Raw genomic sequence first — 24,876 nt, forward strand, 5'->3', positions numbered from 1 at the left:
TCGATGGTGACGTTCGCGCAGGCGCAGGAGCGCGCGGAGGAATGGATCAACGGCGACGTGCCGTCGTACCAGCACCGCGAGGTGCGGGTACGGGAGTTCGAGCTCGGCTTCGTGGTGTGGGCCGAGGACCGCGCCGACGGACCGCGCTCGGACGGCGGCACCCATCGGCTGGTGATCGCCCGGGACAGCGGCGAGGCGACCCTGTGGCCCGCGCTGCCGGTGGGCGAGGTCGTCCGCCGCTACGAGGAGGAGTACGGCCGCCCGGACGAACCCACCGACGCGGTGCCGGCGTCGGCCTCGGCGCGGGTGGATCTGAACCAGACGTCCTTCTTGTTGAGCCCGCCGGAGTGGTTGCAGGAGGCGGCGGACAAGCTGGGCATCCAGGATCGACGCGGTACCTCCGGCGGTTCCGGGGCGAGTGCCGGTGCCGGTGCTGGTTCGGGGGCGGCCGCGGCTTCCGCCGGTGGGGCGTTGCCCGAGACGCAGGCCGGGGCTCCGGCCGGCGGTGCCGCGGAGTGGCCCGAGGCCGGAGGCAGCGCGGGGGGTGGAACGCCCGGTGGGCGGAGTACGGGGGTGCCCGACGGCGCTACGCCGTGGGCCGGGACCGACACCAACGCCGATGGCGGCGAGGACCGTTCCGTACCGCTGCCGGCCACCGTGTTCGCGCCGCCGCTGAGCGACTCGAACAACGCCACGCCCCCCGACGCCCAGACCTCGCTGATGTCGGGCGGGAGCCAACTGCCGCCGACGGCGGAGGAACGGGCGCTCGACGGTTCCGGCCGGCCGGGGGCCACGCCTCCGCCCGGGCCCGGCGGCGCGCCGTACGGGTACCCGCAGGGCGCCGGTGGTTCCGGTGCGCAGGGGACGCCGCCGCCTGCGCAGAGCGGTTCCTCGTACGGTTTCCCGCAGAGTGGCCCCAACTCGCCCGGTGCGCAGGGGACTTCGCAGTCCGGGCCGAATGCCTCCTCTTACGGTTACCCGCTGGACGCTCCGAGTGCGCCGCAGCCGCCGGCTGGTCCTGGTGCGCCGGGAACTCCGCCGGCCGGGCCGAGCGGTTCTTCCTACGGCTATCCGCAGGGTGCGCCCGGTACTCCAGGTGCTCCCGGCGCCCCCCAGCCGCCCGCCGGTCCTGGTGTGCCGGCTGCGCCGCTCGCGCCGCCGGACGCCGGGGAGATCGCCGATGCGGCCACGAGCAAGGCCGGGCCTCCGCCGCGTCGTGCACGGGGTGCGGGTGGCAACCCGCCGCCTCCGCCGAGCGCTCCCGGAACTCCGGGTGCGCGGCCGGGGGGTACGCCTCCGCCGCCCGCTCAGGGGCCCGGTGCGCCGGCGGGCGGGTACGTCCCGACGCAGATGGTGTCGTCGCTCGGCCCCGAGGGACCGGGTGCGCCGCAGGGTCCGGGAGCTCCGGGTGCGCCCAATCCGCCCGGTGCGCCGCAGGCTCCGGGTGCCCCTCACCCGCCCGGTGCGCCGAACCCGCCCGGCGGTACGCCGCCCGGTGGCGTCCACCAGGCCGCCACGATGTTTGCCGACCCCGGTCGGACGGGCCCCGGTGGGGGAGCGCCGCAGCCTCCGGGCGCCCCTGGTGCACCGCAGTCTCCCGGTGCTCCCGGTGCTCCCGGCACCCCAGGCGCACCCGCGTTTCCCGGTGCGCCCCAGCCGCCCAGCGGTCCCGGCATGCCCGGTGCCCAGGGCTCCGGAGGCGGTGCGCGAGGCGCCGTTCACCATGCGGAGACCGTGTTGTCCGGGCCCCCGGTCGGCGGACCCGGCGCGCCTCCGCCGCCGCAGGCCCCCGGTGCACCCGGCATGCAGCCGGGCGCTCCCCAGCCGCCGATGCCCCCGGCGGGGCAGGCGCCCGGTCAGCCGCCGGCGTACGGGTATCCGCAGCCGCAGGGGCAGCCGACCGTGGGCCCCGGCTATCAGGCCGTGTTGCGCTACCGCGCGCAGGACGGCTCCGAGCAGCAGTTGATCCGGCGCTCGGCGCCGGGTACCCCGCACCCGGAGTGGCAGATCTTCCACGAGCTGCGCGGCATGAACGTGCCGCCGGACCAAGTGCTGGAGCTGCACACGGAGTTGGAGTCGTGTGAGCTGCCGGGCGCGTACTGCGCGCGGATGATCCGGGAGCAGTGGCCGCAGGCGCGGATCGCGAGCATCGCGCCGTACGGCACGGATCACGCGAGCCGGCAGCAGGGCATGCACCAACTGCTGGCGCACCAGGGCGAGTTGCACCAGGTCGCCGACGGTCCCGCGCGCCCGGCGCCGGTGCGTGCGCCGTTGCCGCCGGTGCAGTCGGCGCCGCCGATCCCGCCGGAGGCGATCGCGCAGGAACTGGCGGCCGCGTTCGGGCCGGGCCTGTTCCGGTTCGAGCAGGCGGCCGTGTCCCGGCAGGGCGTACCGCCGGTCGTGGCGCACTCGTTGGTCGCGGCGGGGCTGCCGATGGACCTCGGCCCCTTCTTCTGGGCGCAGGCCCAGCCGGGGCGGCCGGTGCCGACGCTGGCCGAGCTGGCGCAGGAGCGCGGGGTGCGGCCGGCGCCGGACGCGGGTTCGTACCTCGTGATGGGCAGCGACTTCGGCAAGGCGATCTGTGTGCAGTACGGGACGGCCAACATCGTGGCGGTCCCCGTGGAGGCGGGACCCGGCGGGGCGTCGGTGCCACCGCAGTTCGTGAACACGGGCCTGCCCGAGTTCCAGCGGTGCCTCGGGCTGCTCGGCCGCATGTGGCGGCTGCGGTACGGGCTGAACCAGGAGCAGGCGGGCCGCTGGACCGTCGACTTCCAGGCCCAGCTGGCCTCCCTCGACCCGGCGTCGCTCGGATCGCCGGAGAGCTGGTGGTCGGTCCTGCTGGAGCAGATGTGGGACGGCCTGCTGTGAGGCGCCGCCCCTGACGCCGTCGAGGGGCCGGGCCGGTCACTGTGACCGGCCCGGCCCCTCTGCGTTCCCGCCCCCTCCCTGTGCCGTTCTCGTTCCTGTTCGGGTACATACGCGTACTGACCGTGACCTGTGCGCGGAGTGTCGCGTTATGAACACTTCCGTCCGATACATCAGGATGTGCGGGAAATCATCATTTCGCGTCCGTTCGGCGGAGAGGGGTTCCAGGATGAGCAGCGCAGCGGTCCCGACCCACGGTTTCGTGGCCGTACGAGGGCGCGGTTACCGCCCCGAACAGGTCGACGCGTACGCGGTCGGGATCTCCCGCGACCGGGACGCCGCCTGGGAGCGGGCCGCCCGGCTCACCGTGCTCGCCCGGGAGATGGAGGAGGAGACGGCCCGGCTGCGGGAGACCGTGGCGCAGCTCGCGCCGCAGACCTACCAGACGCTCGGGGAGCGCGCGCGGCACCTGTTCCAGCTCGGTCAGGAGGAGGGCGCGGCCGTGCGGGAGGGCGCGCGTCAGGAGGCGCGGCGCCTGCTGGACACGGCGCAGGAGTACGCCACCGGCGTGCATGACGCGGCCCAGGCGCACGCCGACGAGGTACGCGCCGAGGCCGACGAACGCGCCCGCCACCGTCTGCTCGCCGCGCAGGCCGAGGCCGACGAGATCCGCGTCTCCGCCCGGCGTGAGGTGAAGGAGGGGCGCGGCGAGGCCCTCGCCGCGCTTCGCGAAGTGCGCCGGCGCACCGCCGGAATGCTCGCCGAGCAGGCCAAGGAGCAGGACGAACGGTGGTCCGAGGCGGAGCGCGCGGCGGCCGAGCGCGAGGCCGGCCTGGACACCCGCGAGGCCGAACGGGTGGCCCGCGCGGAGGCGTCCCTCTCCGAGGCGAAGCGGGCGTTCGCGGAGGCCGAGGAATCCGCCCGCCGCTGCCAGGAGGACGCACACGCCCGCGCCACCGAAATCCTCGCCGAGGCACGCGTCCGCGAGGAGCGCACGGCTCGGGAGACGGAGCGGGTACTGCGCGAGCACGGCGAACGCTGGGACGACGTACAGGCCCAGATGGACTACGTACGCAGCAGCCTTACGGCATTGACGGGCTCGGCGTCGGGGGAGTGACGTAACCCGACTCCCTTGGCCCACCCCCCGTCACCCGCCCCTCCGCACCGCTCCCGCCAAGATCCACGCCTCCACCGCCTCGTACTGTCGTCGCTCCTCCTCCCGCGCCCTCCGTCCGGAGATCACCGAGCCCAGCCAGCCGAAGGCGAAGCCGAGGGGGATGGTGACGAGGCCGGTCGTCGTGAACGGGAACCAGTTGAAGTCGGCTTCCGGGAAGGCGGAGTTGGGGGAGCCGGTGACGAGGTTCGTGGCGGGCATCAGGAGGAGGACCGCGGTGGTGCCGCCGATGAGGGTGCAGAGCAGGCCCGTTCGGGTGTAGCGGCGCCAGAAGAGGCTGTAGACCAGGGCGGGCGCGATGGCGGAGGCGCCGAGGCAGAAGGAGAGCGTCACCAGGGGCTGCAGGGTGCGGTGTTGGACCAGTGTGGCCAGCAGGATCGCCGGGACGCCCACCGCCAGCGCCGAGACGCGGGCCAGCGTCATCTCCCGCCGCGCCGTCATCTCCCGCACGCGCGCGGCGAACGCGTCGTGGGCGAGGGAGTTGGCGCAGGCGAGGATCATGCCGGCGACGGAGGCGAGGAGCGTCAGGAAGATCGCCGTGGTGACCGTGGTGAAGAGGAACGTTTCCGCAGTGGAGACGTCCGGGCCGAAGGCCGCCCGCGAGCCCAGCAGATAGGCCGTGTTGCCCTGTGGGTCCGCCTGCGCGATCGCCGCCCGCCCGACCAGCGCCGTCGCACCGAACCCGACCACCGTGACGACGAGCACGAACAGCACCACCGCCGACACCGCCCACGACATCGACCGCCGCACCTGCCGCGCGCTGGAGGCCGTGTACATGCGCATGGTGACGTGCGGCAGACAGCCGCCGCCCAGGACGACCGTCAACTCCGAGACGATCATGTCCAGTCGGGGCTGGGAACCGCCCGTGAACTGGAGCCCGGAGTGCAGGAACGACGAACCCACCCCGCTCTGCGCGGCGGCCGCGTCGAAGAGCGTGCCCGGGTTCCAGTCGAACCGCCGCAGCACGAGTACGGCGATCACGGCCCCGGACCCGAGCAGCATCACGATCTTCAGGATCTGGATGAGCGCGGTGCCCTTCATGCCGCCGATCGCCGCGTAACTGATCATCAGCGCGCCAAGACCGATGATGCAGGCGGTCTTCAGGGAGTCGCCGGAGAAGCCGAGGATGAAGGCCAACAGCTGTCCCGTGCCCGCGAGTTGGACCAGCATCAGCGGCAGCAGCGCGGCGATGGTCACCACGCAGGCGGTCATCCGCACGCCCCGCCCCGGCATCCGCCGCGCCAGTGCGTCGCCCATGGTGAACCGGCCCGCGTTCCGCAGGGGTTCCGCCAGCAGGAACATCAGCAGCATCAGCGACAGGGCGGTGCTCAGCGCCAGCACGATCCCGTCGTAGCCGCACAACGCGATGACACCGCCGGTGCCCAGCACGCTCGCCGCGGAGATGTAGTCGCCGGCGATCGCGAGGCCGTTGCGCAGCGGGGAGAGGGAGCCGTAGCCGGTGTAGAACTCGTCGAGGTCGTCGCGGTCGGGGCCGGTCATCACGCACAGCAGCAGCGTGAGCGTGGCGATGGCGGAGAACGCGACCAGGGACATGGCCTGGGAGTTCCCGCTGAAACCGTCGGTCATCGGGCCGCCTCTCGCTTGGCGTCCAGCGCGGACTCCTTGCGGATGCGGTCCGCGATCGGGTCGACGTAGCGGCGGGCCGTGTGCTCGTACAGGCCGATCGCCAGCCAGGTCACGGGGATCTGGAGCAGCGCGAGCAGCAGTCCGGCCGGCAGGCCCTCGGTGACGGTGCTCGTCATGACCGAGGGCGCGAAGGCCGACAGGATCAGGAAGAGGGTGAAGTACCCGAGCGCGGCCAGGCTCGCGGTGCGCCGCTGCCAGCGGTAGGCGCTGCGCAGGACCCGCAGGTCGCTGTGGTGCCCGAGCGGGGGGCGCTCGGGGCGGCGCCGCCTGGCGGGTTCGGGCGGGTCGAGGGGCGGCTGCCAGGGGTACGTGGCGTCGTACGAGGGGGACGAGTCGTGCCGGGGATACGGCTGCCCCGGGTACTGCGGATCTCGGTGCGGGTACGACGAGGACGGGTCGTAGGACATCCCGTGCTCCTTGCGTGGCTCGGATCCGTGGCGGCGGACCGCAGGGAGGTGTGCGTGGGGGGGGTGGGGAGGGAGCGGAGCCACGCACGCTACTCGTCGGTACCGGCGATGCGCGAGGGTTTCGCCAAACTGGTTGGCCGATACGCGCCTACTTCGCTGACCTGCGGTGTTACCCGCGTTAACTCAGACTTTTGAGGGCCCTGAGACCTTTACACGCCCTCCGCATCCGTCCGCGTTCTCCGCGTCGGACCACCCCCGGACCCTCACTCCTTGAGGACCGGGAACCGCCTCGGCGCCATGAACAGCAGCACCAGGAACGCGAGTGCCGCCGCACCCCCCGCCCCCAGGTACACCGCGTGCACCGCGTCCGCGACCGCCCGCCGCGTCGCCTCCGGTACCGCGCCCGCGTCCAGGCCCCGCGTCACCGCGTCCAGGTCGCTCGCGCCGCCGAGCCGTGCGGCCAGCACCCCGTTGGCGATCGCGCCGAACACCGAGGCGCCGATGGTCTGGCCGGTCTGGCGGCAGAAGAGCACCGAGGCCGTCGTCGTGCCGCGCTCCGACCAGCCGACCGTCGACTGGACGCCCACGATGAGCGGGAGTTGGAACAGACCCAGGGCCGCGCCGAGCAGCAGCATCAGCAGCGTCGGCTGCCAGGCCGCCCCCGGGTACGGCAGGAACGGGAACGCGAACAGGATCAGCGTCGCCGTGCCGATGCCGATCATCGAGGTGTTGCGGAAGCCGATCCGCCGGTACACGTGCTGGCTCAGCGCCGCCGACACCGGCCAGGTCAACGTCCAGACGGACAGCACGAATCCGGCGGCCACGGGGGCCAGGCCGAGCACCGACTGCGCGTACGTCGGCAGGAACACGGTCGGCGCGACCATGAGCAACCCCAGTGCGCCCAGGGCGAGATTGACCGCCGCGATCGTGCGGCGCCGCCACACCCAGCCGGGGATGATCGGCTCGGCCGCCCGGCGTTCGACCAGGACCACGACCCCGACCAGCGCAAGTCCCGTGGCGAACAAGGTGATTGACGGCGCCGACAGCCACGGCCAGGCCACCCCGCCCTGCACCAGCGCCGTGATCAGGACGCCGCCGCACGCGAACACCGCCAGCGCGCCCGCCCAGTCGATGCGCGGGCGCCGGACCAACTCCCTTGCCGGTTCGTGCAGATAGCGGACGATCAGCCACAACGCCACCGCGCCGACCGGGAGGTTGACCAGGAAGATCCAGCGCCAGCCGGCGTAGGCCGCGAGCAGTCCGCCGATGCCGGGGCCCGCGACCGCCGACACCGCCCAGACCGTGGACAGCTTGGACTGGATCTTGGGGCGGTCCTTGAGCGGGTAGAGGTCGGCGGCCAGGGTCTGGACCGTGCCCTGCAACGCCCCGCCGCCCAGGCCCTGGACGATGCGGAACGCGATCAGGGCGGGCATGTTCCAGGCCACCGCGCACAGCAGCGAACCGAGCAGGAAGAGCGCGGCGCCCACGATCAGCACCGGCTTGCGGCCGAAGGTGTCCGAGAGCTTGCCGTAGACCGGGAGCGTCACCGTCACGGCGAGCAGATAGCCGGAGAAGAGCCAGGAGAAGTAGGAGAAGCCGCCGAGGTCGCCGACGATCTGCGGGACGGCCGTGGAGACGATCGTGGAGTCGAGGGCCGCGAGGGCCATGGCGAGCATCAGCGCGGCGACGACGGCGCCCCGTCTGCGGGTGTCCCGCGGGCGCTTGTCCGTCACCGACGCCCGTATGTCCGTGTCCTCCTGGCCCATGTCCGTGTCCCCCTGGTCCACGTGATTCCTTTCCCCTTGCACCTATCCGCCGTCGAACAGCTTCCCACTTGACCCTGACGTGGCGGGAGGGCGGAAGGTCTGGTGGACCGGTGGGTGGACCGAGGGGGTGGAGCGAACCCTGAGACCGGGTCCACCTGACGGTGGACTGCCCCTAGGGGTCTCTCCGTACTACGGCCCGGGGAGGGTTCGTACCCCTGGAGGAGGAGAAGGGCCCGGGGCGTACTTAACCTGGCTTTATGCCGCTGGGGAGCGGTGGCGGGACGGTGATGGGGTGGTTCACCGAACCGGTGGGGGTGGGGTTTTCCCCCGTAGAAGAGGGTGCTGGGCACCAGCGCGCCGGACCCCTCTTCGACGACAGACTCATCGACGACAGCACAACGCAGGACCGGCGGGACCGAGCCGGGCAAGGCCGGCAGGACCGAACCGACGCGGCACACGTGCGTCACCTTCATGACCGACATAGGAGAAATACCATGACTTCGGCCGTAACCATTCCCAGGCACGGGGGCACTGGAGGGCGTACGGCCGTAGCCGCCAGGGCTCGCCAGGTCCTCAAAGCGTACGGGTCCGGGGAGACCCGGGTCGTCGCCCTCGACCACGTCGACGTGGACATCGCGCGGGGGCAGTTCACCGCGATCATGGGGCCCTCGGGGTCCGGCAAGTCCACGCTGATGCACTGCCTCGCCGGGCTCGACAACGTCACCGGCGGGCAGATCTACCTCGACGAGACCGAGATCACCGGGCTCAAGGACAAGAAGCTCACGCAACTGCGCCGGGACCGGATCGGGTTCATCTTCCAGGCGTACAACCTGCTGCCGACGCTCAACGCCATCGAGAACATCACGCTCCCGATGGACATCGCGGGCCGCAAGCCCGACAAGCAGTGGCTGGCGCAGGTCGTCGACACCGTCGGCCTGAGCGACCGGCTCAGGCACCGCCCGAGCCAGCTCTCCGGCGGCCAGCAGCAGCGCGTCGCCGTGGCCCGCGCCCTGGCCGCGCGGCCCGAGATCATCTTCGGCGACGAGCCGACCGGAAACCTCGACTCCCGTGCCGGAGCGGAGGTGTTGGGCTTCCTGCGGCGCTCCGTCGACGAGCTCGGGCAGACCATCGTCATCGTCACGCACGACCCGGTCGCCGCCTCGTACGCGGACCGGGTGCTGTACCTCGCCGACGGCCGGATCGTCGACGAGATGTACAAGCCGACCGCCGAGGGCGTCCTGGACCGCATGAAGGACTTCGACGCCCGGGGGCGTACGTCATGACCGTGCTCAAGACCTCGATGCGCAACTTCTTCGCGCACAAGGGCCGGATGGCCCTCTCGGCGGTGGCCGTGCTGCTGTCGGTCGCGTTCGTGTGCGGGACGCTGGTGTTCACCGACACGATGAACACGACCTTCGACAAGCTGTTCGCGGCCACCTCCTCCGATGTCACCGTCAGCGCCAAGGGCGCCTCGGACAGCGGGGAGACGACCTCCGACAACGGCAAGCCGCCGGTCATGCCGGCCTCCGTGCTCGGCAAGGTGAAGGCGGCCGACGGCGTGAAGTCGGCGGAGGGGACCGTCTTCTCCACCTCCGTCACCGTCGTCGACGCCGACAAGGACAACCTCTCGCCCTCCAGCGGCGCCCCGACCATCGTCGGCAGCTGGAACAGCAACGACGCCCGCACCATGAAGATCACCGAGGGCGCGGCGCCGAAGGGCTCCGGCCAGGTCATGGTCGACGCCGACACCGCCGACAAGCACCACCTCAAGCTCGGTGACGAGATCGGCGTGATCAGCGCGATCGGCAACTTCAAGGCCAGGATCTCCGGCATCGCCGACTTCCAGATCACCAACCCCGGCGCGGCGATCTTCTACCTCGACACGAAGACCGCGCAGTCGACCCTGGTCGGCGAGCCGAACGTGTACACCAACGTCAACGTCACGGCCGCGTCCGGTGTCACCGACGCGCAGCTCAAGCAGAACGTGGCCGCCGAACTCGGCGCAACCTTCAAGGTGCAGACGGCCAAGGAGACCGCCGACGCCAACCAGAAGGACGTCGAGGGCTTCATGAACGTCATGAAGTACGCGATGCTCGGCTTCGCCGGGATCGCCTTCCTCGTCGGCATCTTCCTGATCATCAACACCTTCTCGATGCTGGTCGCCCAGCGCACCCGAGAGATCGGCCTGATGCGGGCCATCGGCTCCAGCCGCAAGCAGGTCAACCGGTCGGTGCTGGTGGAGGCGCTGCTGCTCGGTGTCGTCGGCTCGGTCCTCGGCGTCGGCGCGGGCGTCGGCATCGCGGTCGGCCTGATGAAGCTCATGGGCAAGCTCGGCATCCACCTCTCGACCAGCGACCTGACCGTCGCCTGGACGACCCCGGCGATCGGCCTCCTGCTCGGCGTCGTCGTCACCGTCCTGGCCGCCTATCTGCCCGCCCGCCGGGCCGGCAAGGTCTCCCCGATGGCCGCGCTGCGCGACGCCGGCGCTCCCGCCGACGCCAGGGCCGGCTGGATCCGGGCCCTGCTGGGCCTGGTGCTGACCGGCGCCGGTGGCTACAGCCTCTACGTGGCCGCCTCCGCGAACAAGGCGAGCGAGGGTTCGCTCTGGCTCGGCCTGGGCGTGGTGCTGACCCTGATCGGCTTCGTCGTCATCGGCCCGCTGCTGGTCGGCGGCATGGTGCGCGTCCTGGGCGCGGTCCTGCTGCGGATCTTCGGCCCGGTCGGACGGATGGCCGAGCGCAACGCGCTGCGCAACCCGCGGCGTACGGGGGCCACGGGCGCCGCCCTGATGATCGGGCTCGCGCTGGTCGCCTGTCTGTCGGTGGTCGGCTCCTCCATGGTGGCCTCCGCCTCGGACCAGCTCGACAAGACCGTCGGCACGGACTTCATCATCCAGAGCGACAGCGGACAGCTGGTCACCCCGCAGGCCGTGAAGGCCGTCAAGGACACGCCGGGTCTCTCCCGGGTCACCGAGTACAAGACGACGGAGGCCGACTACACGACCCCCGACGGCAAGACGCTCAAGGACACCGACGTCACCGCGGCCGACCCGACCTACGCGGCCGACCTGCGCACCAAGACCGTCGCGGGCAACCTCAAGGACGCCTACCTGCCCGACTCGATGTCGGTGCACGAGAAGTTCGCCAAGGCGCACGACATCCACCTCGGCTCGAAGATCAAGCTCGCCTTCAAGGACGGCGCCACCGCGAACCTGACGGTCCGGGCCATCACCAGCAGTGACGTCGTGATCGACGCGGGCTCCAAGTACATGTCGATCGCCACGCTCGCCAAGTACGTGCCGGCCGACAAGATGCCGCTCGACGGCCTGGTCTTCGCCAGCGCCAAGGACGGACAGCAGGACACCGCGTACAAGTCCCTGAAGTCGGCGCTGCACGACTACCCGCAGTACAAGGTGCGCGACCAGACCGACTACAAGCAGGCGCTGAAGGACCAGATCGGCCAGCTCCTGAACATGATCTACGGCCTGCTGGCCCTCGCGATCATCGTCGCGGTCCTCGGTGTCGTGAACACCCTGGCCCTCTCGGTGGTCGAGCGGACCCGCGAGATCGGCCTGATGCGGGCCATCGGCCTCTCGCGCCGCCAGCTGCGCCGCATGATCCGCCTGGAGTCGATCGTCATCGCCCTCTTCGGCGCCCTGCTGGGCCTCGGCCTCGGCATGGGCTGGGGCGCCACCGCCCAGAAGCTCCTCGCCCTGGAGGGCCTGAAGGTCCTCGACATCCCCTGGCCGACGATCATCGCGGTCTTCGTCGGCTCGGCCTTCGTGGGCCTGATCGCCGCCCTGATCCCGGCCTTCCGGGCGGGCCGGATGAACGTCCTGAACGCGATCGCCACGGAATAGGGGACAGGGGGGTAAAGCCACCGCATACGGGGGTTGCGGGGGAGGGCCCGGCGCCGGGGAGTCTTGGGGGACTCACCGGCGCCGGGCCGCTGTCGTGTGCGTGGTCCGGCACCCTTGAGGAGAGCCCCCTGACCCTTGAGCGGAGCCCCCGTATCCACTCCGCCCGGTGACACCGCCCCCGGCGACGTACCCTGGAAACCCCCCGGCCCGCCACGCGTGTCGGGCCCTTCGCGTTGCCCACCCCCCTCGGACCCCCCGGACGGAAGCACTCCTTCATGAGCCTGCACGGTCTGCTCGACGCCGTCGTCAAGGACACCGCCCTCGCTGAAGCGATCGCGGCGGCCGCCGGCGGCAACCGCATGCACGTCGACCTGGTCGGTCCGCCCGCGGCCCGTCCGCTGGCCGTCGCCGCCCTGGCCCGGGAGACCGGCCGCCCGGTGCTGGCGGTGACCGCGACGGGCCGCGAGGCGGAGGACCTGGCGGCCGCCCTGCGCTCGCTGCTGCCGGCCGACGGAGTGGTGGAGTACCCGTCCTGGGAGACGCTCCCGCACGAGCGGCTCAGCCCGCGCAGCGACACCGTGGGCCGCCGCCTCGCCGTCCTGCGCCGCCTGACCCACCCCCGGCCCGACGACCCCGAGACGGGCCCGGTGTCGGTCGTCGTCGCGCCGGTACGGTCCGTGCTGCAACCGCAGGTCAAGGGGCTGGGCGAGCTGGAGCCCGTGGCCCTGCGGACCGGGCAGACCGCCGACCTGAACGCGGTCGTCGACGCCCTCGGCGCCGCCGCCTACGCGCGCGTGGAGCTGGTCGAGAAGCGCGGCGAGTTCGCCGTACGAGGCGGGATCCTGGACGTCTTCCCGCCCACCGAGGAACACCCCCTGCGCATCGAGTTCTGGGGCGACGACGTAGAGGAGATCCGCTACTTCAAGGTCGCCGACCAGCGCTCCCTCGAAGTCGCCGACCACGGCCTGTGGGCACCCCCGTGCCGTGAACTCCTGTTGACGGAGGACGTCCGCGCGCGTGCGCGTGCCCTCGCCGAACAGCACCCCGAGCTCGGCGAGCTGCTCGGCCGGATCGCCGAGGGCATCGCGGTCGAGGGCATGGAGTCCCTGGCGCCCGTCCTGGTCGACGACATGGAGCTGCTGCTCGACGTGCTGCCCAAGGGCGCGATGGCCGTCGTATGCGATCCGGAGCGGGTACGCACGCGTGCCGCCGATCTCGTCGCCACCTCGCAGGAGTTCCTGCACGCCTCCTGGGCGGCCACCGCGGGCGGCGGCGAGGCCCCGATCGACGTCGGCGCGGCCTCCCTGTGGTCCATCGCTGACGTCCGCGACCGGGCGCGCGAGCTGGACATCATGTGGTGGTCGGTGTCGCCGTTCGCCGCCGACGAGGAGCTGGACGACGACACCCTCAAGCTCGGCATGCACGCGCCCGAGACCTACCGCGGCGACACCGCCAAGGCGCTCGCCGACACCAAGGGCTGGCTCGCCGACGGCTGGCGCACGGTCTACGTCACCGAGGCGCACGGCCCCGCCGCCCGCACGGTCGAGGTGCTCGGCGGCGAGGGCATCGCGGCCCGCCTGGACACCACCGACCTCACCGACCTGGGCCCCTCCGTCGTGCACGTGGCGTGCGGCTCGATCGACTACGGCTTCGTCGACCCGGCGCTCAGACTCGCCGTGCTCACCGAGACCGACCTGTCGGGCCAGAAGGCGGCCGGCAAGGACGGCGCGCGGATGCCGGCCCGCCGCCGCAAGACCATCGACCCGCTCAGCCTGGAGGCCGGCGACTACATCGTCCACGAGCAGCACGGCGTGGGCCGCTACATCGAGATGGTCCAGCGGACGGTGCAGGGCGCCACCCGCGAGTACCTCGTCGTCGAGTACGCCCCCGCCAAGCGCGGCCAGCCCGGCGACCGCCTCTACATCCCCACCGACCAGCTGGAACAGATCACCAAGTACGTCGGCGGCGAGGCCCCCACCCTGCACCGCCTCGGCGGCGCCGACTGGACCAAGACCAAGGCGCGCGCCAAGAAGGCCGTCAAGGAGATCGCGGCCGACCTGATCAAGCTCTACAGCGCCCGCATGGCCGCCCCCGGGCACACCTTCGGGCCGGACACGCCCTGGCAGCGCGAGCTGGAGGACGCCTTCCCGTACGTGGAGACCCCCGACCAGCTGACCACCATCGCCGAGGTCAAGGACGACATGGAGAAGTCGGTCCCGATGGACCGCCTGATCTGCGGCGACGTCGGCTACGGCAAGACCGAGATCGCGGTCCGCGCCGCCTTCAAGGCGGTCCAGGACGGCAAGCAGGTCGCCGTCCTGGTCCCCACCACCCTGCTGGTCCAGCAGCACTTCGGGACCTTCTCCGAGCGCTACTCCCAATTCCCGGTCAACGTACGGGCGTTGTCCCGCTTCCAGACCGACACCGAGGCGAAGGCGACCCTGGAGGGCCTGCGGGAGGGCTCGGTGGACGTCGTCATCGGCACCCACCGCCTGTTCTCCTCCGAGACCAAGTTCAAGGACCTGGGCCTGGTCATCGTCGACGAGGAACAGCGCTTCGGCGTCGAGCACAAGGAGCAGCTGAAGAAGCTGCGCGCCAACGTCGACGTACTGACGATGTCCGCCACCCCCATCCCGCGCACCCTGGAGATGGCGGTGACGGGCATCCGCGAGATGTCCACGATCACCACGCCCCCGGAGGAGCGGCACCCGGTCCTGACCTTCGTCGGCCCCTACGAGGAGAAGCAGATCGGCGCGGCCATCCGCCGTGAACTCCTGCGCGAGGGCCAGGTCTTCTACATCCACAACCGTGTCGAGTCCATCGACCGCGCCGCCGCCCGCCTGCGCGAGATCGTCCCCGAGGCACGGATCGCCACGGCCCACGGCCAGATGTCGGAGACGGCCCTCGAACAGGTCGTCGTCGACTTCTGGGAGAAGCGGTACGACGTCCTCGTCTCGACCACGATCGTCGAGTCCGGCATCGACATCTCCAACGCCAACACCCTGATCGTGGAGCGCGGCGACAACTTCGGCCTCTCCCAACTCCACCAGCTGCGCGGCCGGGTCGGCCGCGGCCGCGAGCGCGGGTACGCGTACTTCCTGTACCCGCCGGAGAAGCCGCTGACCGAGACCGCCCACGAGCGGCTCGCGACCATCGCCCAGCACACCGAGATGGGCGCGGGCATGTACGTCGCCATGAAGGACCTCGAAATCCGGGGCGCCGGCAACCTGTTGGGCGGCGAACAGTCCGGGCACATCGCGGGCGTCGGCTTCGACCTGTACGTCCGCATGGTCGGCGAGGCGGTCGCGGACTACCGGGCCTCCCTGGAGGGCGGGGTGGAGGAGGAGCCGTTCCTGGAGGTCAAGATCGAGCTCCCGGTCGACGCGCACGTCCCGCACGACTACGCCCCCGGCGAGCGCCTGCGCCTGCAGGCCTACCGCTCCATCGCCTCCGCCACCACGGAGGAGGACGTCAAGTCCGTACGCGAGGAACTCACCGACCGCTACGGCAAGTTGCCCGAACCGGTGGAGAACCTCCTCCTGGTGGCCGGCCTGCGCATGCTCGCCCGCGCGTGCGGCGTCGGCGAGATCGTCCTGCAGGGCACCAACATCCGCTTCGCACCGGTGGAGTTGCGCGAGTCCCAGGAACTGCGCCTCAAGCGGCTGTACCCCGGGACCGTCATCAAGCCGACGGCCCACCAGGTGCTGGTGCCGCGGCCGAAGACGGCGAAGGTGGGCGGAAAGCCGTTGGTCGGGCGGGAGTTGCTCGGGTGGGTGGGCGAGTTCTTGACGTCGATTCTGGGGTCGTAGACCGGTTGCCGGGGGCGTTCCGGAAGCCGTCGGTGTCATAAGTAGAGGCCGCCCGCGGGACGTTGCTCTCCGCGGGCGGCCTCCGGTCTGCTCTTGTGACTCCTCCGTGGGGCCTGCCGGCCTACGGCTGTTCGGGCTTGTCGCGGTCCATGCCGAGGGCGCCTTCGGCCTTCTGCTGCGCCTGGTCGACCTGGCCCTCGTACTTGTTGCCCGTCTTCTCGTTGACCTTCTTCTCCGCCATGTCGGACATGTCCTTGGCCTTGTCCTGTGCCTGGCGGTTGCTCCTGAACCTGTCGAGGATGCCCATCCAGAGCTCCTTCCGGAGGTGACTCACCGTCGACGATACGTCCGAAATGTGCGAAGCGCACACTGTGGGCACAAATGGTCCGGACCTCCTGAGTAACCCTGTGCGCCCGCTCGCTACGGTGTGCACCGACAAGTACTGGGAAGACGCCTGTTGCGGGGTCGGGACGCTCCTTGCGGAGCGGGGTTGAAGGGGAGGGACGCACTGTGAGGCGTCTGAGGGGCGGGACCGCGGCTGTCGCCGTGCTGGTGATCGGCATGGGCGGCCTTGCCGGGTGCAAGGACATGACGACCGGAGCGCCAGGACCGGAACAGTCCACGGGCAGCGACGCGGGCGGCGGCGGAGGTGGCGGTGCCGCGCTCACCGCCGCGGAGGCGCTGACCGTCAAGGGGCGTGCCCCCAAGACCGGTTACGACCGGGACAGGTTCGGCAGCGCCTGGGCGGACACGGACTCCAACAGCTGCGACACCCGCGACGACATCCTCAAACGGGACCTGGAGAACGTGAAGTTCAGCGACGGCGACTGCAAGGTGTCGTACGGCGTCCTGGAGAAGGACCCCTACTCGGGCAAGCACGTCACCTACCAGCGCGGCCGCAGCCTGGTCGACATCGACCACGTCGTGCCCCTCTCCGACGCCTGGCAGAAGGGTGCCAAGTACTGGGACAGCCGCAAGCGCATAGCCCTCGCCAACGACCCGCTGAACCTCATAGCGGTCGACTCCAGCACCAACCGCTCCAAGGGCGACGGGGACGCGGCCACCTGGCTGCCGCCGAACAAGTCCTACCGCTGCACGTACGTCGCCGCGCAGGTCGCCGTGAAGAAGAAGTACGAGCTGTGGGTGACGGCCGCCGAGAAGTCGGCGATGGAGAAGGTGCTGAAGACGTGCTCGGGGCAGAAGCTGCCGTCCGGGGGCAACCCGACGGAGGCGCCCGCGCGGTTCACGTCGGGCTGAGAGGCCGGTTGCGGGCGCGGTGAGGGCGCGTCCGGGCGGGTTCGCTCGGGGCGAGAGGCGTGCACACGGGTTTCCGGGGACGGGGCGCGCGCCTACGGTGACCGTATGGAGCTGAAGGTGTCCAGCCTCGCCGAGCGCCCCGACCTGGTCCAGAAGGTCTTCGCCATGGCTGACAGCTGGCCGGAGTTCGTCCGTCACGACGGGGTGGGCGACGCCTGCTACGGCCGCCTCGCCGTCGACTTCGCGGAGTACGCCCTCGCCGCCGAGGACGAACGCGGCGAGGTGGTCGCCTACGCCTACAGCGTCCCCTTCGCCCTGCGCACCGAGGACCGCGGTGGCACCGAGGGCCCCGGCGAACTGCCCGCCCGCGGCTGGGACCAGGTCCTCCTGTGGGCTTTCGCCGACCTGCGCCGAGGCGTCCGCCCCGACACGGTCAGCGCGATCGCGATCGTCGTCGCCCCCAGTGTCCAGGGCCGCGGACTGTCCGCCCGGATGCTCTCGGCGCTGCGCGACACCGCCCGCGCCCGCGGCTTCACCGAGGTCGTCGCCCCGGTCCGCCCCAGCGCCAAACACCTCGAACCGCACACCCCCATCGAGGAGTACGCCTATCGCGTACGGTCCGACGGACTGCCCCACGACCCCTGGCTGCGCGTCCACGCCCGGGCCGGCGCCACGATCGAACGGGTGGCACCGGCCTCGATGACCGTCTCCGGCTCCCTGCAGCAGTGGCGCGACTGGACCGGGCTGCCCTTCGACACCCAGGGCGACCTGGAGGTGCCGGGCGCGCTGGTGCCGGTGCACTGCGAACCGGAGCGCGGGTACGCGGCGTACGTCGAGCCCAACGTCTGGATGCGGCACGGGTTGTGACGGTGGGTCAACTGCCGAGCGCGTCCAGGTCCAGGACCTGTCCCGTGGGCTTCCGCACGGGAACCGGCTTGTCGTAGTCGCTGAAGACGAGCGAGCCCGCGTCGGTGCCGGTGCTGTCCAGCCGGAGCAGATACGGCTTGCCCTCGGTGGCGACGTACATCGTGTACCGGTCCTTGCCGTCCTTCAGTTTCAGTACGGCCGCCTTCGCGCCGTCGACCTCGGCGGTACCGGCGCGGGTCGCGTTGGTGGCGGCGGTGGAGGAGGCCGTGCCGTCCGACGAGCCGCCGCCCGAACCGGCGTCCTCGGCGTCGCTGAGCACCGAGTCCAGGTCGCAGAAGCCCGCGATGTCCTCGGCGTCGGCGCCCTTGGTGGACATCTTGGCCCACTTCCCGGCGAGCATCGCGACCGTCGCGTCGACGGTCGCCTTGGACTCGCCCTTGCTCTGCTGACGCAGAAACGCCTCGTCGTACTTCATGTACATCGTGTCGCCGGTCTTGATCAGATCGGCCTTGCCCGTGCCGCCCATGCCGAGGGTGCCGGCGCACTCGTTCTTCGTGCTGAGCGTCATGTCGACGTGGATCGAGCCGCCGGCCTCCTCGTCCTGGATGTCGCCCTTCATCCGCACCGACTCGGCGCCGGTGGTGGCCTTCATCGAACGGTCGGCGATCTCCGCGGCGCTGAGGCCGGCGAAGGGGTCTGCGGGCTTGCTGGGCTTGGCAGTTGGGCTGGACTTGCTGTCCGCCGTGCCCTGGCCGGACTGGCAGGCGGTGAGCGCGGCGGTGGCCGCGGTGGCGAGGACGAGAGCGGTAAGTGCCTTGCGAGGCATGTGAATTCCCCCTGGGGATACGTGGTGATGGTCCGTGGGACGAGGGGGCCGGTCAGCCCGCCTTCTTCCAGTCCTTGCAGCCGACGGTCTTGAAGTAGCCGTCCGACGCGGTGATCGTGACGACGGCTGTGCCGGTCACGTTGTCGTTCGCGACGATCGAGTCGATGTCGCCCTTGGCGTCCTTGGCACGCTCCCAGTAGCAGGAGTCGGCGGTGTTGCCGGTGGACCGGTAGGTGCCGGGCGCGATGTCGCCGCCGACCGCGAACATGCCGCCGTCGCCGGCCATCCCGGACGCGGGCGTGCCCTTCGCCTTCGCGTCGACGGCCTCCCAGTCCTTGCAGCCGTTGGACTTGAAGATCTTGTCCGTGGTCTTGACCGTGACGTAACTGGCGCCGCTCACATTGTCGTTGGCCAGGATCGAGTCCATCTCGCCCTTGGCGTCCTTGGCGCGCTCCCAGTAGCACATGCCGTCGCTGTTCCCGGTGGTGCGATACGTGCCCGGCTTGATGTCCGCACCGACCTGGAACTCCCCGTCCCCCGCGAACGCCACCTTCTTCTCGGCGGCGGCCTTCTTCTTGTCCCCGGAGTCCTTCGCGCCGCCGGACCTGTGCTGCGCGGACGCGGACGAACCCCTGCCGCCGGAGCCGGCTCTGTCGGAGGCGCCGGACGTACCGGATCCGGATCCGTTGTCGCCGGAGTTCGCCGACACGACGCCGATGACCACGACCCCGACGACCGCACCCAGCGCGATCTTGCCCTTCATGCCCATGTCTGTGTCCCCCCACATGGCGTGGCGACCGCCGCCGGTGGGCGTCGCTCGTTCGCTGGGTCAATGAGACCAAAGCTTGTGAACCGAGTCAACACGATTCACAAGTTAGAGTGAGTACACGGCCGTGAACCGATGGATGCCGCGTACGTCGCTATGCTCGGATCACACGCGGATGCGGGGCGCGGACGCGGAACGACGAGGGGAGCCGCCCGGTGCAGGACAACGCGACTGAGGTGACCGCCGCCGGAATCGCCCGGCTCGCCGGCGTCGGCCGTGCAGCCGTCAGCAACTGGCGCCGCCGCCATGCCGACTTCCCCAAGCCGGTCGGCGGCACCGAGACGAGCCCGTCCTTCGGCCTCGCCGAGGTCGAGTCGTGGCTGCGCAAGCAGGGCAAACTCGCCGAGGTCCCGCTCCGGGAGCGCGTCTGGCAACAACTCGCCGGCCACCCGGAGGGCCCACTCACCGGCCTCACCCACGCGGGCTGTGTCCTGCTGCTCATCCACGACCGCCCCACGGTGTGGCTGGAGGCGAGCGCGGGCTCGGACGAGCGGCTCGCGGCGATGTTGCCGGGGGCGCTGGAAGGGGTGCTGGTGCCGAGGTTCGGGGCGGGGGGTGTGAAGGGCGCCTCTGTGAAGGGCACTTCCGCTGTGAACCCTGGGTCGGCCGTGAACACCCACCCCGCCGTTCACACCCCCACCGGCCCCGAACTCCTCCCCTCCGCACCCCTCCTGCGCGGTGTCGCGGAACTGGCCACCGAGTTGGCCGTCGAAACGCCCGCAGGGACGGGAACCCGGGAGACCTTCGAGTTCCTGCTCCGGCGGCACCTCGATGCCAACCCGCGCCAGTACACGCTCACCCCAGGTGAACTCGCCGCCCTCATGGTCGAGTTGGCCGGCCCCGCCCGTACCCTCCTCGATCCCGCCTGCGGCACCGGCGCCCTGTTGCGTGCCGTCGGCCCCGGTCCCGAGCAGGAGCTGTACGCCCAGGACAACGCGCCCGAACTCGCCGCGCTCACGGCGCTGCGGCTCGCGTTGCAGGCGCGCGTGACCGTGCGCGCCGCCGCCGGTGACACCCTGCGCGCCGACGCGTACCCCGAGCTGCGCGCTGACGCGGTTCTGTGTCATCCGCCGTTCAACGAGCGCAACTGGGGTCACGACGAACTCGCCTACGACGCCCGCTGGGAGTACGGCTTCCCGGCCCGCAACGAGTCCGAGCTGGCCTGGGTGCAGCACGCGCTCGCCCGGCTCGCCGACGGCGGCACCGCCGTCGTGCTGATGCCGCCGGCCACCGCCTCCCGCCGCTCCGGCCGCCGGATCCGCGCCGACCTGCTGCGGCGCGGCGCGCTGCGTGCCGTGATCGCCCTGCCGATCGGCGCGGCACCCCCGTACAACATCCCGCTCCACCTGTGGGTGCTGCGGCGGCCCGAGAAGGCGCCCGCGCAGCCGGAGGTGTTGCTCGTCGACACCGGGCAGTACGCCACCGAGGGGCGCGGGGGGCCCGACTGGCGGGAGGTGCGCGAGGCCGTACTCGATGCCTGGCAGGCCTTCGACCGGGCCGGCACCCTCCAGGAACGCCCGGGTGTGGCGCGCGCCCTGCCCGTCATCGAACTCCTCGACGACGACGTCGACCTGGCCCCGGGCCGCCACCTCCCGCCCCCGACGGCGGCGGACGGCGCCGACGCGCTCACCGTCGTACGCGAACGCCTCGGCGAGACCCTCCGGTTGACCGCCGACCTCACCCCGCCGCCCGCCGAGTCGGCGCGGCTCGCGCGCTGGCCGCTCACCACCGTCGGTGAACTCGCGCGCGGGGGAGCGGTGGTGATGCGCAGCGGCGGAAACGGTGGCCACGCGCGCGTGCCCGTCCTCACCGACCATGACGTCCTCGCCGGTACGGCGCCCTCCGGGACGCTGCCCGAGAGCGACGAGGAGGCGGTGCTGACGGAGCCGGGCGATGTGGTGCTGCCGGTGCTCGGCGGGGGCTCGGTGGCGCGCGTGATCGACGACGCGACGGGGGGCGCCGCCCTGGGGCGCAACCTCGTGCTCCTGCGCCCCGATCCGACGGCGCTGGACGCGTGGTTCCTCGCCGGCTTCCTGCGCGGCACCGCCAACAACCGCCAGGCCAGCAGTTACGCGTCCACGGCCACGCGCCTGGACGTGCGCCGGCTCCAGCTGCCCCGGCTCCCGCTGGACGAACAGCGGCGCTACGGCGCGCGGTTCCGCGCCCTCGACGACTTCGAGCGGGCGCTCAGGCGCGCGGGCCGGCTGGGGGAGCAGCTCGTGCGCGGGATGTACGACGGGTTGACGGACGGGACGGTCGCGCCGGACTGAGACGCCGGGCGGATACACGGGACTGAGGCGCCGGACCGGGACGCCGTCGCATGAATTGACCAGCACGACAACGGTTCGGTACAACCCGGGACCGCATGTCGGTGTGGGCCTATACGCTCGAACCCCACATCGATTACGGGCCCGGGAGCAGTCATGTACGGCCACGGCGCGGTGCCGCCCGCCCGCAGTGAGAGCAACGTCGTCACCTTGCGCGTGATGTTCGCCGTGATCGGCACCCTCTGCTGCGGGATCCTCGCCTGCGTTCCGCTGTTCCGGGTGGCCTTCCTGCGCGGGCGGAAGATCGACTGGGCGCTGGCCTGGGGGAGCCTGCCGGTGTCCATCGGCTGTTTCGCCGTGGTCGGCTCGCTGCCCGAGAGCGACACCAGGACCGACGTCGCCATGGCGGCGGTGATTCTCCTGGGCCTGTTCAGCAGTGCCTACTTCCTCGTGGCGGACATCCGCATCCATCAGCAGCAGCGGCAGTTCACCGGCTATCCGCCCCAGGGCCCGACCGTGCAGTCCGGGTACGGCTATCCGCAGGCCGCGACGCCCTTCAGCGCCACGCCCGTGCCCCAACCGCCCCTGCACCAGACCCAGATGCCGCAGCCGCCCCAGCACCACACTCCGCCCTCCACCCCGCCCCACACCCCGGTACCGCCGCCCCCGCAGCAGCGCCCCGCGCCCGCCCGTATCGACCAGGTCCGCGCCGAACTCGACGAACTCAGCGACTACCTGCGCAGGCACGACGGCCACCAGGACGGGAACCACGAGGGCGGAAGGTGACCACGGCGGAAGGCCGGGTCGTCGCGTCCCGCTACGCGCTGTCCACGCTCATCGGACAGGGCGGCATGGGCCAGGTCTGGACGGCGTACGACCAACGGCTCGACCGGCGCGTGGCGGTGAAGCTGCTGCGCCCCGACAAGGTGGCGGGGCAGGACGCCGACGAACTGCGCCGCCGGTTCGTGCGCGAGTGCCGGGTGACCGCGCAGGTCGACCACCCCGGCCTGGTCACGGTGCACGACGCGGGCAGCGAGGGCGAGGAGCTGTTCCTCGTCATGCAGTACATCGACGGCGCCGACCTCTCCGACCACCTCGCCGAGCACGACCCGTACCCGTGGCCGTGGGCGGTCACCGTCGCCGCGCAACTGTGCGCCGTACTGAGCGCCGTGCACGCCGTGCCGATCGTCCACCGCGACCTCAAGCCGCGCAACGTGATGGTGAAGCAGGACGGCACGGTCACCGTCCTCGACCTCGGCGTCGCCTCCGTCATGGACGCCGACACCACGCGCCTGACCCACACCGGCACGCCCATCGGCTCGCCCGCCTACATGGCGCCCGAGCAGGCGATGGGCGGCGCGGTCGGCCCGTACACCGACCTGTACGCGCTCGGTGTGGTCCTGCACGAACTCCTCAGCGGGGACGTCCCGTTCGCCGGCTCCACGGCCCTCGGCGTGCTGCACCGGCACCTGTACGAGCCCCCGCTGCCCGTGCGCCGCGTCCGCCCCGAGGTGCCGGAGCCGCTCGAAGCGCTCGTCCTGCGCCTGCTCGCCAAGGACCCGCAGCACCGCCCCGCGTCCGCGCAGGAGGTCTACGAGCAGCTGGCACCGCTGCTGCCCGCGCGCGGGATGCCCTCGGGGGCGCCGCTGGACCCCACGCGCCCGTTCCTGCGCCCGCACGCCCCCTGGCCGGACCGCGCGCGCACGCCCGCGTCCCAGCCCGCCGCGGTCACCCCGCCCGTCGCCGAGAAGCCCGATGTCGCGCACGCCGTCGACGAGGTCAAGCGCCTCCTGGGCGAGGGCCGCATCACCCAGGCCGTCGACATCCTGGGCGCGATCCTGCCCACGGCGGCCGAACAGCACGGCGAGCACTCCCCGGTCGTCCGCACCCTGCGCAAGCAGTACGCGGCCACCCTCATGGACGACGGCCAGTACCGGCGCGCACTGCCCGAACTGCGCCGCCTCGCCGACGAACGCGCCACCGAGGCGGGCCAGGCCGACCCCCAGTCACTCCGGTTCCGCTACGAGGCCGCCCAGTGCCTGGAGTCGCTCGGCGAACCGGCGGCGGCGCTCGCGGAATACCGCGCACTGCTGCCGTACTACGAGAACCAGTACGTGGCCGGCGACCCCGAGCTCGCCCACGACGTGCGTCGGCGCATCGGCCACCTCCTGCTCGCCCTCGGCGACCGCGGCGCCGCCCACGACACGCTCGCGCGCCTGCTGCACGACGTGGAGCGGCTGCGCGGCCCCGGACACCCGCTCGCGGTGGACATCCGGCGGACGTTGGAGTGGCTGGGGCAGGTGCGCGGCTAGTTTTTGCCGGGCACGGAGGGAAACTTGTGATCCTCAAGGGGCGGGGTTTCCCGAACACTTGGGCGCCACCGGATACGTTGCGGATCGTTTTTCGCCAGACAAAGCGCCCTCTTCTTTAAAAGAGGGCGCCAACGCACAACCAGGGGTGGGGTACTCATGGCCGGCCATCGGCAGTCCAAGAAGCGCAGATACATCACGTGGGCCGTCGCCGGCACAGCCGTCGTCGCGGGGGCCGGCCTCGCCGCGCAGAGCTCCATGGCCGCCACCACCTGGCCCGCGCAGAAGACGTACACGGGGCGGGCCTTCGACACCTGCACCGCGCCCTCCCTCTCCGCGATGAAGGCCTGGCACGGCGGCCTCTACGGCGCCGCCGCCGTCTACATCGGCGGCAAGAACCGCGGCTGCGCCCAGCCCAACCTCACCGCCTCCTGGGTGAAGTCGGTCAGCGCGGCCGGCTGGAAACTCATCCCCCTCTACGTGGGCGCCCAGCCGTCCTGCCAGACCGGCTCCAGCCCCGAGAAGCTCACCGCCTCCACCGCCGCCTCCCTGGGCACCAAGGACGCGACGGACGCGGTCTCCAAGGCGTCGGCGCTCGGGATGAAGGCCGGCAGCCCGATCTACCTGGACATGGAGTCGTACGACATCACCAACAAGGCGTGCAACAACGCCGTGCTCACCTATGTGCGCGCCTTCGACAAGGTCCTGCGTACGAAGACGTACCGCGCGGGCTACTACGGCTTCACCAGCTCCAGCGCGAAGGCGATCGCCAACGCGACCGACAAGACGGACCTTCCGGGCAACCTCTGGTACGCGCTGTGGGACAAGCAGAACACCACGACCAAGGACTGGCCGTTCGGGGCGACCCAGTACACCGGTCACAGCCGTGGTCACCAGTACATGGTCAACAGCAAGGAGATGCGCGGCGGTTACACGATCACCGTGGACCGCGACGCGTGGGACGGCCCGGTGGCCATCACGGGCTGATCCCGACAGA

General features: G+C 71.5%; 17 protein-coding genes. 11 read left to right on the forward strand and 6 right to left on the reverse strand.

Features of this window, described 5'->3' with window-relative positions; translation table 11 throughout:
- The first annotated feature begins 3 nt into the window (after window positions 1-3).
- Window positions 4-2,868, forward strand: coding sequence for an SUKH-4 family immunity protein (locus M2283_RS39265; RefSeq protein WP_280881309.1), 2,865 nt, complete (start codon window positions 4-6; stop codon window positions 2,866-2,868).
- A gap of 226 nt (window positions 2,869-3,094) precedes the next feature.
- A complete protein-coding gene (locus M2283_RS39270) occupies window positions 3,095-3,982 on the forward strand; it encodes a cellulose-binding protein (protein WP_280881310.1) in 888 nt (295 codons plus the stop codon).
- Between the two features lie 30 nt (window positions 3,983-4,012).
- On the opposite strand, the gene M2283_RS39275 is transcribed toward M2283_RS39270, so the two are convergent.
- The 3 genes from M2283_RS39275 to M2283_RS39285 all read right to left on the reverse strand — a co-directional run bounded on the left by M2283_RS39275 (window position 4,013) and on the right by M2283_RS39285 (window position 7,859).
- Window positions 4,013-5,626 carry a cation acetate symporter gene (locus M2283_RS39275; protein ID WP_280881311.1) on the reverse strand — a complete coding sequence of 538 codons (1,614 nt, stop codon included), beginning with the start codon at window positions 5,624-5,626 and terminating at the stop codon, window positions 4,013-4,015.
- Entirely contained in the window at window positions 5,623-6,093 is a 471-nt protein-coding gene (locus M2283_RS39280) for a DUF485 domain-containing protein (protein ID WP_280881312.1), read from the reverse strand. Before M2283_RS39280 ends, M2283_RS39275 begins: the two co-directional genes overlap by 4 nt.
- 263 nt (window positions 6,094-6,356) lie before the next feature.
- Window positions 6,357-7,859 (reverse strand): MFS transporter, encoded by a 1,503-nt coding sequence (locus tag M2283_RS39285; RefSeq protein ID WP_280881422.1) that lies wholly within the window; start codon window positions 7,857-7,859, stop codon window positions 6,357-6,359.
- Between the two features lie 494 nt (window positions 7,860-8,353).
- Between M2283_RS39285 and M2283_RS39290 the strand changes: the two genes are divergently transcribed.
- The 3 genes from M2283_RS39290 to mfd all read left to right on the forward strand — a co-directional run bounded on the left by M2283_RS39290 (window position 8,354) and on the right by mfd (window position 15,527).
- Complete coding sequence (locus tag M2283_RS39290) at window positions 8,354-9,142, forward strand: ABC transporter ATP-binding protein (protein WP_280881313.1); 789 nt, start codon at window positions 8,354-8,356, stop codon at window positions 9,140-9,142.
- On the forward strand, window positions 9,139-11,718 hold the full coding sequence (locus M2283_RS39295) for an ABC transporter permease (RefSeq protein ID WP_280881314.1): 2,580 nt from the start codon (window positions 9,139-9,141) through the stop codon (window positions 11,716-11,718). The genes M2283_RS39290 and M2283_RS39295 overlap by 4 nt, the downstream gene beginning before the upstream one ends.
- Before the next feature lie 275 nt (window positions 11,719-11,993).
- Window positions 11,994-15,527, forward strand: coding sequence for a transcription-repair coupling factor (mfd, locus tag M2283_RS39300; protein WP_280881315.1), 3,534 nt, complete (start codon window positions 11,994-11,996; stop codon window positions 15,525-15,527).
- Window positions 15,528-15,648: 121 nt separating this feature from the next.
- Here the strand turns inward: mfd and M2283_RS39305 are convergent, their stop codons facing one another.
- Window positions 15,649-15,834: an antitoxin gene (locus tag M2283_RS39305; protein ID WP_280881316.1), complete on the reverse strand. Its 186-nt coding sequence runs from the start codon at window positions 15,832-15,834 to the stop codon at window positions 15,649-15,651.
- Window positions 15,835-16,037: 203 nt separating this feature from the next.
- On the opposite strand from M2283_RS39305, the gene M2283_RS39310 reads away from it, so the two are divergent.
- Entirely contained in the window at window positions 16,038-16,784 is a 747-nt protein-coding gene (locus M2283_RS39310) for an HNH endonuclease family protein (protein WP_280881317.1), read from the forward strand.
- A gap of 105 nt (window positions 16,785-16,889) precedes the next feature.
- Window positions 16,890-17,651: a GNAT family N-acetyltransferase gene (locus M2283_RS39315; RefSeq protein WP_280881318.1), complete on the forward strand. Its 762-nt coding sequence runs from the start codon at window positions 16,890-16,892 to the stop codon at window positions 17,649-17,651.
- 7 nt (window positions 17,652-17,658) lie between these two features.
- Here the strand turns inward: M2283_RS39315 and M2283_RS39320 are convergent, their stop codons facing one another.
- Window positions 17,659-18,477, reverse strand: coding sequence for a hypothetical protein (locus M2283_RS39320; protein WP_280881319.1), 819 nt, complete (start codon window positions 18,475-18,477; stop codon window positions 17,659-17,661).
- Window positions 18,478-18,529: 52 nt separating this feature from the next.
- Complete coding sequence (locus tag M2283_RS39325) at window positions 18,530-19,246, reverse strand: hypothetical protein (RefSeq protein WP_280881320.1); 717 nt, start codon at window positions 19,244-19,246, stop codon at window positions 18,530-18,532.
- Between the two features lie 212 nt (window positions 19,247-19,458).
- Between M2283_RS39325 and M2283_RS39330 the strand changes: the two genes are divergently transcribed.
- The 4 genes from M2283_RS39330 (at window position 19,459) to M2283_RS39345 (ending at window position 24,866) form a co-directional block, all read left to right on the forward strand.
- Window positions 19,459-21,573, forward strand: coding sequence for an N-6 DNA methylase (locus tag M2283_RS39330; protein WP_280881321.1), 2,115 nt, complete (start codon window positions 19,459-19,461; stop codon window positions 21,571-21,573).
- Window positions 21,574-21,726: 153 nt separating this feature from the next.
- Entirely contained in the window at window positions 21,727-22,356 is a 630-nt protein-coding gene (locus M2283_RS39335) for a hypothetical protein (RefSeq protein WP_280881322.1), read from the forward strand.
- Between the two features lie 38 nt (window positions 22,357-22,394).
- Window positions 22,395-23,882, forward strand: coding sequence for a serine/threonine-protein kinase (locus M2283_RS39340; protein ID WP_280881423.1), 1,488 nt, complete (start codon window positions 22,395-22,397; stop codon window positions 23,880-23,882).
- 156 nt (window positions 23,883-24,038) lie between these two features.
- Window positions 24,039-24,866 (forward strand): glycoside hydrolase domain-containing protein, encoded by an 828-nt coding sequence (locus tag M2283_RS39345; protein ID WP_280881323.1) that lies wholly within the window; start codon window positions 24,039-24,041, stop codon window positions 24,864-24,866.
- Window positions 24,867-24,876: the final 10 nt, after the last annotated feature.

It is taken from the genome of Streptomyces pseudovenezuelae (genome assembly GCF_029892565.1).
GTDB classification, from domain to species: domain Bacteria; phylum Actinomycetota; class Actinomycetes; order Streptomycetales; family Streptomycetaceae; genus Streptomyces; species Streptomyces pseudovenezuelae_A.

What these genes read in the sequence shown, in the direction of transcription:
- M2283_RS39265 (WP_280881309.1), top strand. Translation starts at nt 4, where the DNA reads ATGGTGACGTTCGCGCAGGCGCAGGAGCGCGCGGAGGAATGGATCAAC.
- M2283_RS39270 (WP_280881310.1), top strand. Translation starts at nt 3,095, where the DNA reads ATGAGCAGCGCAGCGGTCCCGACCCACGGTTTCGTGGCCGTACGAGGG.
- M2283_RS39275 (WP_280881311.1), bottom strand. Translation starts at nt 5,626, where the DNA reads ATGACCGACGGTTTCAGCGGGAACTCCCAGGCCATGTCCCTGGTCGCG.
- M2283_RS39280 (WP_280881312.1), bottom strand. Translation starts at nt 6,093, where the DNA reads ATGTCCTACGACCCGTCCTCGTCGTACCCGCACCGAGATCCGCAGTAC.
- M2283_RS39285 (WP_280881422.1), bottom strand. Translation starts at nt 7,859, where the DNA reads ATGGGCCAGGAGGACACGGACATACGGGCGTCGGTGACGGACAAGCGC.
- M2283_RS39290 (WP_280881313.1), top strand. Translation starts at nt 8,354, where the DNA reads ATGACTTCGGCCGTAACCATTCCCAGGCACGGGGGCACTGGAGGGCGT.
- M2283_RS39295 (WP_280881314.1), top strand. Translation starts at nt 9,139, where the DNA reads ATGACCGTGCTCAAGACCTCGATGCGCAACTTCTTCGCGCACAAGGGC.
- mfd (WP_280881315.1), top strand. Translation starts at nt 11,994, where the DNA reads ATGAGCCTGCACGGTCTGCTCGACGCCGTCGTCAAGGACACCGCCCTC.
- M2283_RS39305 (WP_280881316.1), bottom strand. Translation starts at nt 15,834, where the DNA reads ATGGGCATCCTCGACAGGTTCAGGAGCAACCGCCAGGCACAGGACAAG.
- M2283_RS39315 (WP_280881318.1), top strand. Translation starts at nt 16,890, where the DNA reads ATGGAGCTGAAGGTGTCCAGCCTCGCCGAGCGCCCCGACCTGGTCCAG.
- M2283_RS39320 (WP_280881319.1), bottom strand. Translation starts at nt 18,477, where the DNA reads ATGCCTCGCAAGGCACTTACCGCTCTCGTCCTCGCCACCGCGGCCACC.
- M2283_RS39325 (WP_280881320.1), bottom strand. Translation starts at nt 19,246, where the DNA reads ATGGGCATGAAGGGCAAGATCGCGCTGGGTGCGGTCGTCGGGGTCGTG.
- M2283_RS39335 (WP_280881322.1), top strand. Translation starts at nt 21,727, where the DNA reads ATGTACGGCCACGGCGCGGTGCCGCCCGCCCGCAGTGAGAGCAACGTC.
- M2283_RS39345 (WP_280881323.1), top strand. Translation starts at nt 24,039, where the DNA reads ATGGCCGGCCATCGGCAGTCCAAGAAGCGCAGATACATCACGTGGGCC.